Below are 14,591 nucleotides of genomic sequence, written 5' to 3' on the forward strand. Positions count from 1 at the left end.
GGCTTCACCTGTCACAACCGTCCCAACTCATTAGTAAATAACGACATATAGTAAAAGGTAACCCTTCACCATCCTTTCACAAATAGGACGACACCAAACAATAAATGGGTAACGACCCATTCCCGAATAGATAGTTAATATCTTGCCTGAAAAAAACAAGGGTGTTTTGAAATGTAAAGACAGGACTTTTAAAGATAAAAGAGAGGACTTTCGTTTTCAAAAGTCCTGACTTTTTTAGGAGGTTTCAGACCCTTCACTGTACTTCACTCAATACCAAAATATTACCGGCAATGTGAAAGGTGAAACGTCACCGATGTGACTTCCAGATATTATACCTGTATACCAAACATGCCAGTATAAAATATACCGCGCACTGAATCCACAGCGTCACATACTCCGTATGTATCCCAGCCATCGAGGCTCCCATCGAGTTTAATTTGACATAAGCCAAAGTGGCCGGTGCTGCCGGTATAAGGAAATGCGATAACTTCCAATACCAGGGCATCAATTCCAATGGATAAGATACGCCGGAAAGGAAAATCAGACCGACAGAGAAAAAGGCGATCATCAACAAAGGGGCATCGGAGTCGGTAAAGAACAAAGATGCCGTCAAGCCGAAAAAACTGGTCGCCATCAGGAACGGGATCAATAACATAATGATATTCCATACATTCCCGATATCCGGCAGGTCAAAGACAAAAGGAATCAATCCCAGCAGGAAGAGGGAGAAAATGGCATACAACATCATATAGACAAATGTTTTCCCTACGACCAGCCGCATGGCCTGTGCAAACGAAGAAGGATAGGACTGTAATAAATGAAACTGCCGTTCCTCCCCGCTGACCATACCGATCACCATCAACAAGGTCTGGAACATAATGACGATCAATACGGCCGGTATCAGGTAAGTACCGTAACCTTCCGTGTAGTTATACAAAGCCGTACCCGCCACATTGATCGGCTGCGCGGAAGCCAGTTGTTCCGCATCTCCGGCGGGAAGGAATACCAGCATCTCCGGGCGGTAGCGGTCGTTGAGTACCAGCATAGAGCCGGCCGATGCTTCCTGTATCGACAGATAATAAAGGAAAGCACTGGTCGTTTCATACATGATAAAGATAGACTCATCACCACGCGAAACCCGGTCGGTGAAATCGGACGGCAGGTATAAGATACCGGCAGCCTCGTCGAGTTTCATCAATTCCTTTGCCTGCGGAAAATCTTCGCCGGTAGCTATCACATCGACCTGTGGCATTGCATTCAACAGGCGGATATATTCGCGGCTAAGCTCCGTCTTCGAATTATCCACCACAACGACCGGCACATTACGTACCACGTCGGGGGCATACATATAATTATATAATAGACCGTACATAAAAATACCTCCCATCAATACCAGAACGATGGCGAAGCTGCCCGAAATGGTCTTGAACTCATTCAGGATGATAGAGGATATATTAGTCAGACCTGCCTTTATGTTATTTGATATTTTCATACTTATGACTTAAAATTGCTCTTTTTAAATGCGGCACTATCAGAAAAGCCACCAGGATGAAACAGAACAGCGCACCGAAATTCCACCAGGTATAGGCAAACCCATAATCGCCGTACAAAAGATTTTGATTGATCTCCACAAAATGGCGCACCGGAAACAGGAACGAAGTGTAATAAACCGGAGCATACATGGATGGAGCCGGAAAAGTGACACCCGACAAAGTTGCTCCCAACGATCCGACCATCGACACGATACTGATAATGATACTGATCGCCGGAAAGAGGGAGAACAGAAAGACGGCCAATGCCTGCGTTGCAATCACAAACAAGATCGAAGTCAGGTTCAATGGCCAGAACCCACAGGAGAACGGGATATTCATAGGACCGAACATCACATAATTTCCGAGGATACTCATCAGGGAAAAGATGATCGTGTAAGGCAACAGTTTCCCGAAAAGGGCGGTAACCATATTCATATCAGCCGTTGCCAGCCACTCGTCGCCGGTACGGAATTTCACTTCGCTACCGACGGCATACACCGTTGTTAACAGGATGATCACCTGGAAGAAGATAAAGAAAAACGGATTGCTCAGGTAAACGGAGTAATCGAGATCGGGATTATACAACGGATGGTTCTGTGCCTCGATCGGGAGCAGGAAGGTCGTTACCTGCTTCTGGTTGATCCCCATAGCAACGGCCTCGGAAACGATCGGCGACATGGATAGTGTACGGAGCACATTCTCGAATGCACCTCTGACCTCACCACCGACACTTAATAAGGCATAATGATAATAGTAGGATAAGGTAGCCTGTCGCCCACCCGTCACGTCTGCTTCAAATTGATTCGGGATCACCAGGTAACCATATATCTCTTTCGCCTGTATCGCTTTACGGGCCGTCTCGGCATCAACGTAATGCCGCGTCACCCGGAAAGTGGGAACGGCTTCGACCTGACGGATCACTTCACGCGACAAAGCGGTCTGATCCTGATCTACAATACCCACCGGAATATTTTCCATCTGCCCGTTACCGAAGATCGTAGACATGAAGAAGACACAAAACAGGGGTAACACGATGCAAACCCCGAAATAGAGCCTGCGTGAAACCATCCGATGCAATTCCCGATGAAATACATTGTAAAAAGGACTATGTTGTTTATTACTACTCATAGATGATACCGGTTATTGTTCTCCCAAATTAAGCAGGACAGACATGCCCGGACGTAATCCGTCGACCGGTTTTACAGGCAGGGCATGGATCTCGAAAGTTCTCAGATCGTAACTTCCGGTCTGTTTCGTCGATTTCCAGGTGGCGAAGCTGCCCAACGGACTGACGTAGTTAATCTTGAATTCAATATCTTTCGTTGCGATGGCGGGAACATCCGCTTTAAACGTTCCTCCCATTTTAAATAACGGCAGACGGTCTTCACGTACGTTCAGGACTACATGCACATCGTCGAGTACCACCAGGTTCATGATCGGCATACCGGCCCCTACCAATTCACCCCGCTTCGGGAAAATAGTCGAGATCTGACCAGATTCGGGAGCGACCAAGCGGGCATCCTGCAGGAGAGCTTCGACTTCGTTGACTGTCCCCTGTGCTGCCGTAACCAGTGAACGGGCACTTTCTTTATCCTGTATCCGGGCACCGTCGAGGGCCATCTGATATTCATTATAGCAGGCACGTTCGTTGGCAACGGCGGCGTTATAGAGTGCTTCCACTTCGTCTTTTCGCTGGGAGGTAACTACGCTGTCTTTATAAAGGGCCGTGATACGGTCGTAAGTTGTTTTAGCCAGCTGGAGGTCGGACTTTGATTTATTCCATAACTGTTCTACGGATGCAACAATCTGTTTCCGTGTTCCCTCATCAATCTTTTGATTCTGGAATTTGGCAATACTCTCGAAAGCATTTACTTGCTGGTACTTCGCCATTGCTTCGGGGCTGTTGATCACCACCAACGTATCGCCGGCTTTTACATTTTGTCCTTCTTTGACAAGGAAAGTATCTATTCTACCGGGTAACTTTCCGGATATGCGTATTTCGGTAGCTTCAATTTGTCCCTGCAGGATAACCGGCTTTTTCTTCAGCAACAGCATGCCGACAACAGATATAATTATTACAGCGATCAGTACCACAATAAAGGAGATCGTCAGGTATTTCTTTGTATTGTCCATAATTATTTTCGTTTATTGTTGATTCAATATTTGTCAAATTTGAGCCTATTCGTGTCATTGTCTTCAACAAGGCTTTGCCTTGTACTGTAGGCTCTCTTTTTCTATATAATCTCCGTCGTTCCCTCTAACCGGTATTGATGGAATGATTCCGGAATACCGCAGATAGACAGGAGGTTAATTAATGCTACATCATATTGGTAATAGGCCAGCAGAAAGGCAGTCTTCACTTTTGAAAGCATAACTTCCGCATCTACAACTTCGGTGGATGTTGCCATTCCTTCCTGGAAGGATTTTTGCCGGATACGCACCAGCTCGTTACTCATTTCGAGCGTTGTATTCAGGGCTTTTACATTATCGAGTGCGTTTTGTAATTGGGTGTAATACTTATCGACTCCTACCTTCAGGTCCGTCACCGCTTTATCTTTTCCGATAGCCAGCGTTTGACTGGTGAGGCGAGCCTGCCGTATCTTCTTTTCCCGGTTCAGTCCGTCGAAAATATTCCAGGTAAAGCCGATACCCACCATCGTACGGGGCATCAGATATTTATCCACACCATGCGAATAAAGAATCTGTTTACCGAACAAAGCGATTGTAGGCACATAACCGGAGCGTCCGATCTTCAATTCATTCCCGGCAATATTCTCTTGCAGCTTTAATTGGTTAACCAGATAGTTATTGGCAGGAACCATTTCTTTAAAATAATCGGCAGAAGGAATATTCGTATTAATAAAGAGGGAAGTCGTTGTACTGATATCTTTTTCTTCTTCCATATTCAGCAGACTTTTCAATGCCTGCTGGGCTACTTCCAAATCTTTGCGGGACGATTCCAATTCCCGTTTTGCCTCATCCATGCTAACCTGGGCGAAAAGGCGTTCGGCACGGTTTATCATACCGTTCTGTTCCAGTTTAAGAGCTTGGTCATAATGCGTTTTCAGTGAGTTGTAAGTTTCTTCCTTTACGGCGACCACCCGCTGCCCGAGACGTAACCCGAAATAACTTTCAATCAATAACGATTGTTGGTTGGCATTTACCTGTTCCCGGTTGACTTCGGCGATATTGACCATCGTCTTCCCGATCTTATTCGCGAAAATACGTTTTCCCCCTGTAAAAAGAGGCCAGGTGACATTTGCATCGATGGAAGTGATATTCTGTGAAATAAGCGGAAGGGTCAATGTGTTCTGTCCGATCTTGTCCAGAATAGAAGAGATAAACTGATCGTCGGGGATGATGGAATGAACAAAATCTTTTGCCGGCTCAGTGAACTGGTCTAATGGTTGCTTTACTTCGACCGGATTCGACATATGTACAAAGGCGCCGGCTGCACTGACCGAAGGATACCAGAAAGAGTTCAATTTCTGATGTTCGTTTTTTGCCAGCTCCACCTCTTTTCCTGCGATCCGGATGCTCCAGTTCTCCTTCTGAAGCAGCTCCATCGACTGCTCCAAGGTCAGATCGACCGTCTCCGTCTGGGCAGAAGTCAGGACAGGAAAAAGAAACAGCAAGCCAATACTGAAATGCGTTAAGTTATTAATCATAAATGCGTTTAAATTTAGTTCGAGCGAATTTTTGATTAATAACAAAGCCCTCTCCGGGATTGTTCAGCAGGCTAACTTCCTTTTTTAGAGGCTTTCTTCAAGTCCGGTAAAAACCAAGTGACCAGCCCAATCAGCGGCATATAAGCACAAACATTGTAAACGGTCTCGATGCCATAGTGGTCGGCCAGATTACCCAACACTGCCGATGCAATCCCTGCTACACCAAAAGCAAAACCAAAGAATAAACCGGAAATAAGCCCCAGTTTATAAGGTAACAACTCCTGAGCATATACTAGAATAGCCGGAAATGCAGAAGATAACGTCAAGCCGACACAAAAACTCAGGACGGCCGTCAGATATAAACTATGTACATGCGGCATTACCAACGAAAAAGGAGCCGCACCGAGAATAGATGCCCAAATAACATATTTGCGTCCTACCTTATCCCCTATCGGACCGCCCATCAGTGTTCCCAGGGCAGTAGCTATCAGAAAGACAAACAGGAACAACTGCGAAGATTGCACGCTCACCCCGAACTTCTCTATCAAATAAAAGGTATAATAACTGTTCAGGCTCGCCATATAAATATATTTGGAAAAGATAAGAACCAGCAGGATGGAAATAGAGAAAATTGTTTTACCCAATGGCAAAGGCATCTCGATACGGCGTTTCGAAGAACCTGTGTCCTCACGTTTAAACCTCTGAAGCAATCCTTTATACCATCGTCCCACATAAGTCATGATCAGGATAGCAATAAAAGCCAGAATTGAAAATAAAGCAATATGACTGCGTCCGTAAGGAGCTACCAGGATAGCGACCAATAACGGTCCCAACGATCCTCCCAGGTTTCCGCCCACCTGGAATAATGATTGTGCCAATCCCCTCTTTCCTCCTGAAGCCAACGAAGTTAACCGTGAAGCTTCCGGATGGAATATCGACGAACCGACTCCTATCAAAGCGACAGAACACAAGACCCAGGGTAAAGAATTTGCAAAGGCGAGGCTAAGCAAACCGATCAATGTAAAACTCATACCGATAGGCAAAGACCACGGAGAAGGATTTTTATCGAAATATAATCCGGTAAGCGGCTGAAATACGGATGCTGCTGATTGATAAACCAGCGTAATCAAACCGATCTGAGCAAAATTCAGTGCCAGATCATCTTTAAATAACGGATAAACAGCTGTAATGACAGATTGTAATGAATCATTTATACAATGCGATATACTTAACGCCACTAAAATCCGGAAGGTAATCCCACTTGCCGACTCTACCTTATTTTGTCCCATTTGTAACCTATTTGCCTATTGAGCCGCAAAAATACATAATAAAAACGAAGGCTCGCTAACAACCGGATATTTATTTACTGAACGGATTTATTGGGAAAATTGAAAAGACAGTGTTTTTTCAAGATGTAAAATTCTATCAATTAACATTTAGATTTGTTTCCATAAACACCTCTCAAGCCCTTATTCTTTAATGTCAGTACCGCAATAACGCATCATTTTAACAAAACTTTTCTTTCAGATCTTTTTGATTCTTTACGTAAACTGCCGTGAGCCAAACGGCCTTATAGTTGTTTTATCGTTGAACAACTAAACAAAGAGCATGAATAATGAGAATTAAACTTTAGAACTGTGCCGGAGATGAAAGGAAATCTTGTATCCATCTCTCCCGAAACCTACGCCAATTCCCCCTATCTCCCTTATCGCCCTGATGTAAGAGACTATTTTCACTCCGGTACAGCGTCTAAAGTTTACTTAAAAATCTTCTTCCTCCTCCTCGTTAGCCGTATGAAGTATAAATGTAGTGGCCCCCATGGTTACAATCGCACCTTCACCAATCCGTACCTGTTCCTTCTTTCCTAAGATAACGCTACGAAGGAACGTGCCGGTCATACTCTGGTTATCACGCAGGGTATAGATAAACTTACCTTCCTTGTCCTGTTTTACATTGATTATACAGTGTTTGCGTCCCACACTCGGATCGCTGGTAATAATAGAGACATCCACACCTTCCGTGTCTTTATTTCTACGCCCAATCATATTATCTCCCAAAACCAACGGCAGATCTTGCTTAAAACCAAACGTATTTTCAATTACAGTGATATAACCGCAAGAGAAATCCGGTTCCTTCACCTCTTTCTCCTGGCCGGACTCCGTACGGATTGTCTTTCTTCCCAGCTTTATCTTAAATTGCGATCCGCATTGAGGACACACAAAAGCCAGTACTTGTCCATCCGGATACTTGGTTTCATCAAACGATAACTGATTATCACATTTGGGGCAGAATATTCTTTTCATATTATTTATCGGAGCATTTACATTTACGAAGTACAAAGATAAGCCTTTTTCCACGGATACAAAGATTGAAACCTTTATAAAACAAAAAAGGCTATCCATCACGGACAGCCAATCTTCATTGTTAACCTTAAATCTAATACCATGAAAAACACAGTGCAAATATAGAGGTTTTATGTTATGCAGCATAATGTTTTGCTTGCAAATCTCATTCTTTTAATAGAGTTTAACAAACACATGCTGCATAACATGTTTTTAGAGCATCAAATGCCTGTGTTAATTCAGTGGCATATCGATTCCGGTCGGGTTGAGACCAGGACCACCACCACCTGTATAACCCCTGCTTTCACCTGTTTTCCAAGGAGAAATCCAAAAAGCATACAGATCTCCGTCCGTTACATAAAATTTTATTTTGACAATCTGCCCCATCAGAGAAGACAGATCTTTACCTGATTTCCATGTAACCATCTGTCCGGTTGAATTCAGATCTTTCATCGCTTCACAGTCATTTTTAGAAAACCCGGGTATTACCTTTCCATTTTCATCCAATATTTCTACCAGCAGATCTTTTACCTGCGCATTGACAAAGAAGTATTTGCCATCGAACTTAATCTTCTCGGTCGTCAGGAAGCCTTGTCCCGGAGTTTGCATAGAAACAAACCCATCACGGCGCAGTGTTGCCATACCCGTAGAAGTAAATCCATCCCACATAACATCATTCTTCATTCTTCCGCTGGAATATAAATATAAAGAGTCGCCAACAATCAGAGGAACACCGATAATCGACTGCATATTTCCCCAATTCCATGCCCCTTCGGTTTCATTTACTCCCATAACAGGTTCGTAAGTAGGACGATAGAAATGGAAACCGTCACGACTGTACCCCATCCCTATTTCATTCCTTTTTTGGATACCCAATTTATCACAAACATCATTTTCCGGACCTTTCCACATAGCATAAAATCCTAACATGATACTTTCATAAGGCATTGCATCAAAATTGTAAATGGCAGGCCGTACATCAGGGAACTCCGGGTGTACCAACTCCTTATCCGAAGGAGTAAACCATAAGACTATATTTTTATCTTTGATTCCCTTTGCCAACGAATGTGCTACACTGACAGCCATTTCCGGATCTTCATTCTCCAGATAGCCTCTCGAACGTCCGTCTGCTTTAGAGCCCTGACGAAGACTGATCGCCCACTTCTTCGTAAAAGGATTATAAAAAGCAGTAGTACGATCACCAACCGGACCGGATTGAGCTACTCCCTCCGACCAATGAATACCATCTTTCGAGTATTTCAAAATGACTTTCCATCCTCCCCGGTGCTTTTCCACATTAAATAGTTTGAAACGCTTTTCCGGGTCCGGGCAGGTTTTATCCAACCACACGGTGGCCGCATCCCTATCACAGGTATCCACAATATTGGTACCCGGTTCTATGTCCATATTAACCTTCTCCCAATGTTTACCATCAAGAGATTCCGCATAACAGGTGTAGAAACTCTGACGATGTTTATGCATAGAACCAGCCCCGGCCAGATACCACATTTTAAATTTTCGGTCGGTTTCATCATACCATATACCATCACTGAAAGGTGCAGCATAAGGAGCACGTTCAAAAGTATACTCCCATTCTTTATCAGGTGCTAATACAGGATTCCCCTCATAAAATTTGGCTTTATGAGAGACACGCTGCAGATCGGTTTCTGCAATAAGAAAATCATCCACAAACAGCTGACGCCCCAGATTGACCGGTATTACTGTCGGTTTATTTTCAATGTATGGCAAAGGCATTTCCCTGCATATACCATCGTCTGCCATACCTGGCGGCCAATGTTCCGGAAGGACTATACCATTATGCAATGTTTTATTATCTTCTTTTACCTGATTATTGCTTTGCGAGGAGATGCAGCCTGTTAAAAAGGCTGCACATACCCAATAATAAACTATTTTCATGATCATTCTGATTTTTAATTACCAACCCGGGTTGTTTTTAATTATATACGGATTTCCTTCCACCTCGTCTATCGGCAACGGGATCCATTCATTCTTATTTTCCTGGAACCCCATATACTGAGCTCTACTAAACTTTTTAAACAAAGGATCGGAAGCTTCCAACTCACGAAAGCGCTCCGTCACTTTGCCCCAACGAAGCAAATCAAAGAAACGAAAACCTTCATAAGTTAGTTCCAGAATACGCTCATTCTCTATTGTTTCCATATTCGCTTCGGTAATATGGGAAACTCCAGCCCTATCGCGAACCTGATTAATGGCTTCCAGCGGAGTTATATTTGCCACAGCTTTACCTCCCATCACAACAGCCTCGGCATACATCAACAATACATCCGAATAACGGATCATACGCCAATTAACACCTTGTGCACGGCCATTGAAGAAATGGGCACCGGCATCATCTGTTGGAGGAAGTGTCCAATCCAGCCATTTTTTACTACACATCTTATATCCGGCAGCCAGTTCATACTGGTCACCGAACGTTCCATCCGGGGAACCCATTTCAGTTGCCCAATCTTTATTTTCAAGGAAAGTGACTTTCAATCCGTCTGGTTTGATTATTTCCGGAGCATTGTCATTGAAAACGAACGAGCCGAACATACGCGGGTCTGTTTTTCCGTCCACTGTTTTGGATGCAACAAATGTATCGTATAACCAATTATGCATGACTTGTGCGGAACCATTCGAATTCCTATTTTTGTTCATGATACACATCTTACAACGAATATCATTAAACAGGCCGCTATCGACAAAGCCAGGGTTAAATCCGGTATTCAAGACACCGACAAACTGTATTTCGAAAATTGATTCATCATTGTTTTCATGAGCCACATCAAAATTCCATGAATAGTCATCCACCAATCTATAATTACCACAATTGCCATTGATTATTTCCGCAAAAGCAGCAGCAGCCTCATCATAATAGGTCGTTTGAGAAGTACCGTATTTAGGTTCTATACCGGAACGATAAAGATATGCTTTCCCTAAAAGAGCACATGCAGAAGCCCTGGTTACACGTCCTTTATTCTTTGCGTCCCAATAATCTTTACCGGGAAGTAAATCTTTGGCCTTAATCAAATCACCAATAATGAAATCCCAGGCTTCTTCGGGAGTTGCCTGCGGCTTATATTCATTGGGGGCTTTAGGTAATTCCTTTATTAAAGGAATATTCCTGTAATTGATAAATAAGAAATAGTGCGTGAATGCACGAAGGAAATAAGCCTCACCTAGATAGGCATCATGCTGCTCTTTATTACTAAATTCAAGATCAGTAAGACTTTCAATCATTTGATTAGCCTGCGACGCGGCCGTATACATCAACTGAAACGGCTGTACCAAAGAATAATACGAAGGTGTGAATTCTTCATTGTAGGCACCGGGTACACCGTAGTCTGCCACAGAACAACCTTCATCACTACGGGTTAACATCAAACCAAAACCACAGGCTCCCAGATTACGGGGAGTAGAGATATATCCATAAATACCCAGAACTCCCTTATTACAATTTTCCGGTGTTGTATAAAATGAATTTACATCCATTTGATTCGGATTGACAGATAATTCGTCAAAAATATCTTCACAAGATGTCATCAAACCGGTAATTATAAAGCCGGTGACTAATAGTACTATTTTATGCAAACTTGTTTTCATATTCATTCAAGTATTAGAAAGTTAAATTAAAACCGATATTATATACCCTGGAGTTCATCGTCGCTTCATGAGGACTCTCCTGAGCCTGCCAGAAACCATCCACTCCCCTATCGAATAAAGCGTTAGAACTTACTTCCGGATCATACAGCGGGTATTTTGTGATAGTGAATAGATTTTGTACTCCTGCATATATCCTGAGAACATCGATATGACATTTCTGTAATAATTTCTTGTCGAAAGAGTACCCTATCTGTAGATTCTTACACCTGAAATATGAACCGTCTTCCACATAAAATGTACTTGGCAACGAATTGATTCCCGAACTATTCTTACTATTCAGCTTAGGTGCTTCCGCATTAATATTCTGAGGAGTCCATGAGTTATAAAAGGCATCTTTCAGAATAGCACTATTGGCACCACCAAAATACCAGTCATACTTCATCAAAGCAAAAACATCATTTCCCTGCGTGCCTTGGAAGAAAGCAGTTAAATCCCAATTCTTATAGCCGACATTGATATTCAAACCATAAGTAAAGTCCGGATGAGGATTACCAATAGCCATTTTATCATTTTCATCGATTTTCCCGTCGGGCTTTCCTGTAAGTACCCCGTCCACGCTACCATTATTATCCTGGAAAATAAAGTTTCCGTCATTATCGAATCCTTCGATTACATATCCCCAGAATGTACCGATAGGAAGTCCCGGCTTTGTAATCGTCGGGCGATCGTTGAATGAACCGCTCATCATTACCTCTGCCTTAATAGGTTGTACACCTTCTCCCAAACTTTTTACGTTATTCTTAAGTGCTGAAATATTGGCCGTTACTCCCAAGCTCCAATCTTTCCAGTCGTTACGGTAACCCATAGTAAATTCAAACCCCTTATTTTCTACAGAAGCCGAGTTAAATACGGGTAAATCACCACCATTAGTCATAATGGTCTGTCCGGATGATGCCAACGGAAGTAGCGGAGCAAGCAGGTCATTGTTATCTTTCCAGAAATATTCGGCTGTAAATGAGACTTTATTGTTCAGGAAAGCCATCTCCAGTGCGATATTTTTCGATATAGACTTCTCCCATGTTAAATTCTCCTGAGCGAATTTAGTAACATAACCATTCATCACACTCTCCTGACCAGTCTGGCTTTCACCAAACACAGAGGGGATAGGACCATAAGCCGTAGAAAGAAACGAATAAGGATCGATAAAGTTAGCTCCCAATTCTCCGTAACTAGCTCTTATCTTCATTCTACTGATCCAACCGACAGTAAAGAAATCTTCTTCATGAATATTCCAACCGATTGATACTGACGGAAAATATCCGACCCTGTTTCCTTTGGCAAATTTTGAAGATTTATCGCTACGGATACTAGCAGAAATAAGATACCGATCTTTGTAATCATAATTCAACCGGGCAAAGAAAGAGAGAAGAGCCGAGTTGTATTCTTCACTCGTAATATCCCCTTTCCCGTTGTAAATGGTAATACTGGGACCACCCAGATCCGTAGACCCCGAACCGATTCCCATCATTCTATAATATTCCCTCATCCAGCTGGTTCCGACCATAGCATCGATTGTATGTCCTGCAAATGTATTTTTGTAGGTCAATATATTATCGATAGTATAGTTAAAACGCTGTCCCCGATTTTCCGAGAGGGAGTTGAGAGTTCTGCTGTAATCAGGATCGGCATCGCCATTTGCATCCCAATTAGAATCGAATGCGATGGAGCGTGAATTATTATTTGTAGAGATATAATCGCCACCCAGTACTAATTTATAATCCAAGCCTTTAAAGAGGTTCAATCCGATATTCAAGCTACCTGTCACATTGACCGTCTTATTTCTCCTGACCATGTTGGAATAGGATGCAAAAGGATTAGTCACTTTGCTTTCGTTCACATAAAACTCTCTGCCTGCCGATACATATCTTCCTTCCGCATCTGTCATAGGTACGGTCGGAATACCCATAACCATTCTGACCTGTGGTTCTTTATTGGTGAAAGCGGTTGAAAGTGTTTCACTGACAGTCAGGCGCCCTTTCTTAAAAGTTCCATTTACCCGCGCATTATACTTCTTAAAACCGGAGAACTCCATAATACCTTGCTGGTCAAAATAACCAATACTGGTATTGAATGTAGAATACTCGCCACCTCCGGAGATAGAGGCATTCAGATTATACATAGGCGCATTCCTCAAATAAGCATCCTGCCAGTCCGTATTGATACCCGGATTGGTCGGATTTATATTTTCCGGAGCCTGCGTCTGGTTGCTGGAGTTAGCCACCAACTGCTTGGTATATTCTCGGTGTTCATTTGCATCCAGGAAATCAAGATACTTGGAGGGTGTCTGCAAAGAATAATTTGCCGAAATCTCCACTTTTGCTTTGCCTTTCTGACCATGTTTGGTAGTAATCAGGACCACTCCATTCGCCGCACGCGAACCATAAATAGCAGCAGCAGAACCATCCTTCAATATCTCCATCGACTCGATATCCGAGGGGTTCAATGAGTTCAGCCCATTGTTGGAGAATGCGCCGTCGATTACATACAGAGGCTCTGTTGCACCGAATGTACCGGCTCCGCGCACAATTATTTTAATATCCGCACCAGCTTCTCCTCCTTTTTGCAATACTTCGACACCAGGGGTACGTCCCTGTAATGCGGATGCGACAGAATGCCCGACCTGCTTATTCAATTCCTGAGCAGGCACAGTAGCAACGGAAGCCGTTAAGCTGGATTTCTTTTGTGTACCATAACCTACAACCACGACTTCATCCAGCTGTTCCATATCCTCTTTAAGGGTTATATTGATCTCTTTTCTTCCCTCTACGTTTACGGTCAGAGATTTATAGCCAATAAAACTGACCGACAGGGATGAACCGGAAGACACTTCCAGCATAAATTTACCGTTCAGGTCCGTTATTGTTCCATTAGTGGTTCCTTTTTCCAGGACAGAAGCCCCAATCACAGGATCTCCCCTTTCATCGGTTATCAATCCGGTTATTTTGTATTTACTTCCGGTAGCCGACTGTCTGGAAATAAGGATATGTGATCCTTGTATAGTAAAAGAACAGCCGGAATTTGCCAACAGTGTCTTCATCAAATCATTGACTGTCGTTTCCTCCGAAACCTGAGGAGCCGGACGCGAAGTATCGAGTATTTTCGCATCATAGTCGACAGACATCTTTGTTTGCTTCTCTATCTGTTCAAACGCAGAACGAAGTGAAAGACCGGTTCCGGTAATATGAACCTTTTGATTCTGTGCTTTTGTCAACGGAGCAAAAGCCAGGAACAGGAATGTAATTAATATACATGAAAAGAATTTTGTCTTTTCCGATTGTATTAGAAAGGTAATTCTCATATCTTTGTATGTTATTATTAATATGAATACTATTTGAATATTTATTGAAATGTTTCTGATGGTATTC

9 protein-coding genes are annotated in these 14,591 nt (G+C 43.0%); all 9 read right to left on the reverse strand.

Annotation, left to right across the window (positions count from 1 at the left end):
• Positions 1-307: 307 nt before the first annotated feature.
• Positions 308-1,492: an ABC transporter permease gene (locus BQ7394_RS07305; protein ID WP_075556756.1), complete on the reverse strand. Its 1,185-nt coding sequence runs from the start codon at positions 1,490-1,492 to the stop codon at positions 308-310.
• Positions 1,476-2,660 carry an ABC transporter permease gene (locus tag BQ7394_RS07310; protein ID WP_075556757.1) on the reverse strand — a complete coding sequence of 395 codons (1,185 nt, stop codon included), beginning with the start codon at positions 2,658-2,660 and terminating at the stop codon, positions 1,476-1,478. Before BQ7394_RS07310 ends, BQ7394_RS07305 begins: the two co-directional genes overlap by 17 nt.
• Positions 2,661-2,672: 12 nt before the next feature.
• On the reverse strand, positions 2,673-3,665 hold the full coding sequence (locus BQ7394_RS07315; protein WP_075556758.1) for an HlyD family secretion protein: 993 nt from the start codon (positions 3,663-3,665) through the stop codon (positions 2,673-2,675).
• A gap of 101 nt (positions 3,666-3,766) precedes the next feature.
• Positions 3,767-5,200: a TolC family protein gene (locus BQ7394_RS07320; protein ID WP_075556759.1), complete on the reverse strand. Its 1,434-nt coding sequence runs from the start codon at positions 5,198-5,200 to the stop codon at positions 3,767-3,769.
• 71 nt (positions 5,201-5,271) lie between these two features.
• The gene (locus BQ7394_RS07325; RefSeq protein WP_075556760.1) at positions 5,272-6,489 is read right to left on the reverse strand and encodes an MFS transporter; all 1,218 of its coding nucleotides are present in this window, start codon (positions 6,487-6,489) and stop codon (positions 5,272-5,274) included.
• Positions 6,490-6,960: 471 nt separating this feature from the next.
• Positions 6,961-7,503, reverse strand: a complete 543-nt coding sequence (locus BQ7394_RS07330; RefSeq protein WP_075556906.1) for an FHA domain-containing protein — start codon at positions 7,501-7,503, stop codon at positions 6,961-6,963.
• Positions 7,504-7,776: 273 nt separating this feature from the next.
• Positions 7,777-9,459 carry a hypothetical protein gene (locus BQ7394_RS07335; protein WP_075556907.1) on the reverse strand — a complete coding sequence of 561 codons (1,683 nt, stop codon included), beginning with the start codon at positions 9,457-9,459 and terminating at the stop codon, positions 7,777-7,779.
• Positions 9,460-9,477: 18 nt separating this feature from the next.
• On the reverse strand, positions 9,478-11,166 hold the full coding sequence (locus tag BQ7394_RS07340; protein ID WP_075556908.1) for a RagB/SusD family nutrient uptake outer membrane protein: 1,689 nt from the start codon (positions 11,164-11,166) through the stop codon (positions 9,478-9,480).
• Positions 11,167-11,179: 13 nt separating this feature from the next.
• Complete coding sequence (locus BQ7394_RS07345; protein WP_087880580.1) at positions 11,180-14,524, reverse strand: SusC/RagA family TonB-linked outer membrane protein; 3,345 nt, start codon at positions 14,522-14,524, stop codon at positions 11,180-11,182.
• Positions 14,525-14,591: the final 67 nt, after the last annotated feature.

It is taken from the genome of Parabacteroides timonensis, from assembly GCF_900128505.1.
GTDB lineage: Bacteria > Bacteroidota > Bacteroidia > Bacteroidales > Tannerellaceae > Parabacteroides > Parabacteroides timonensis.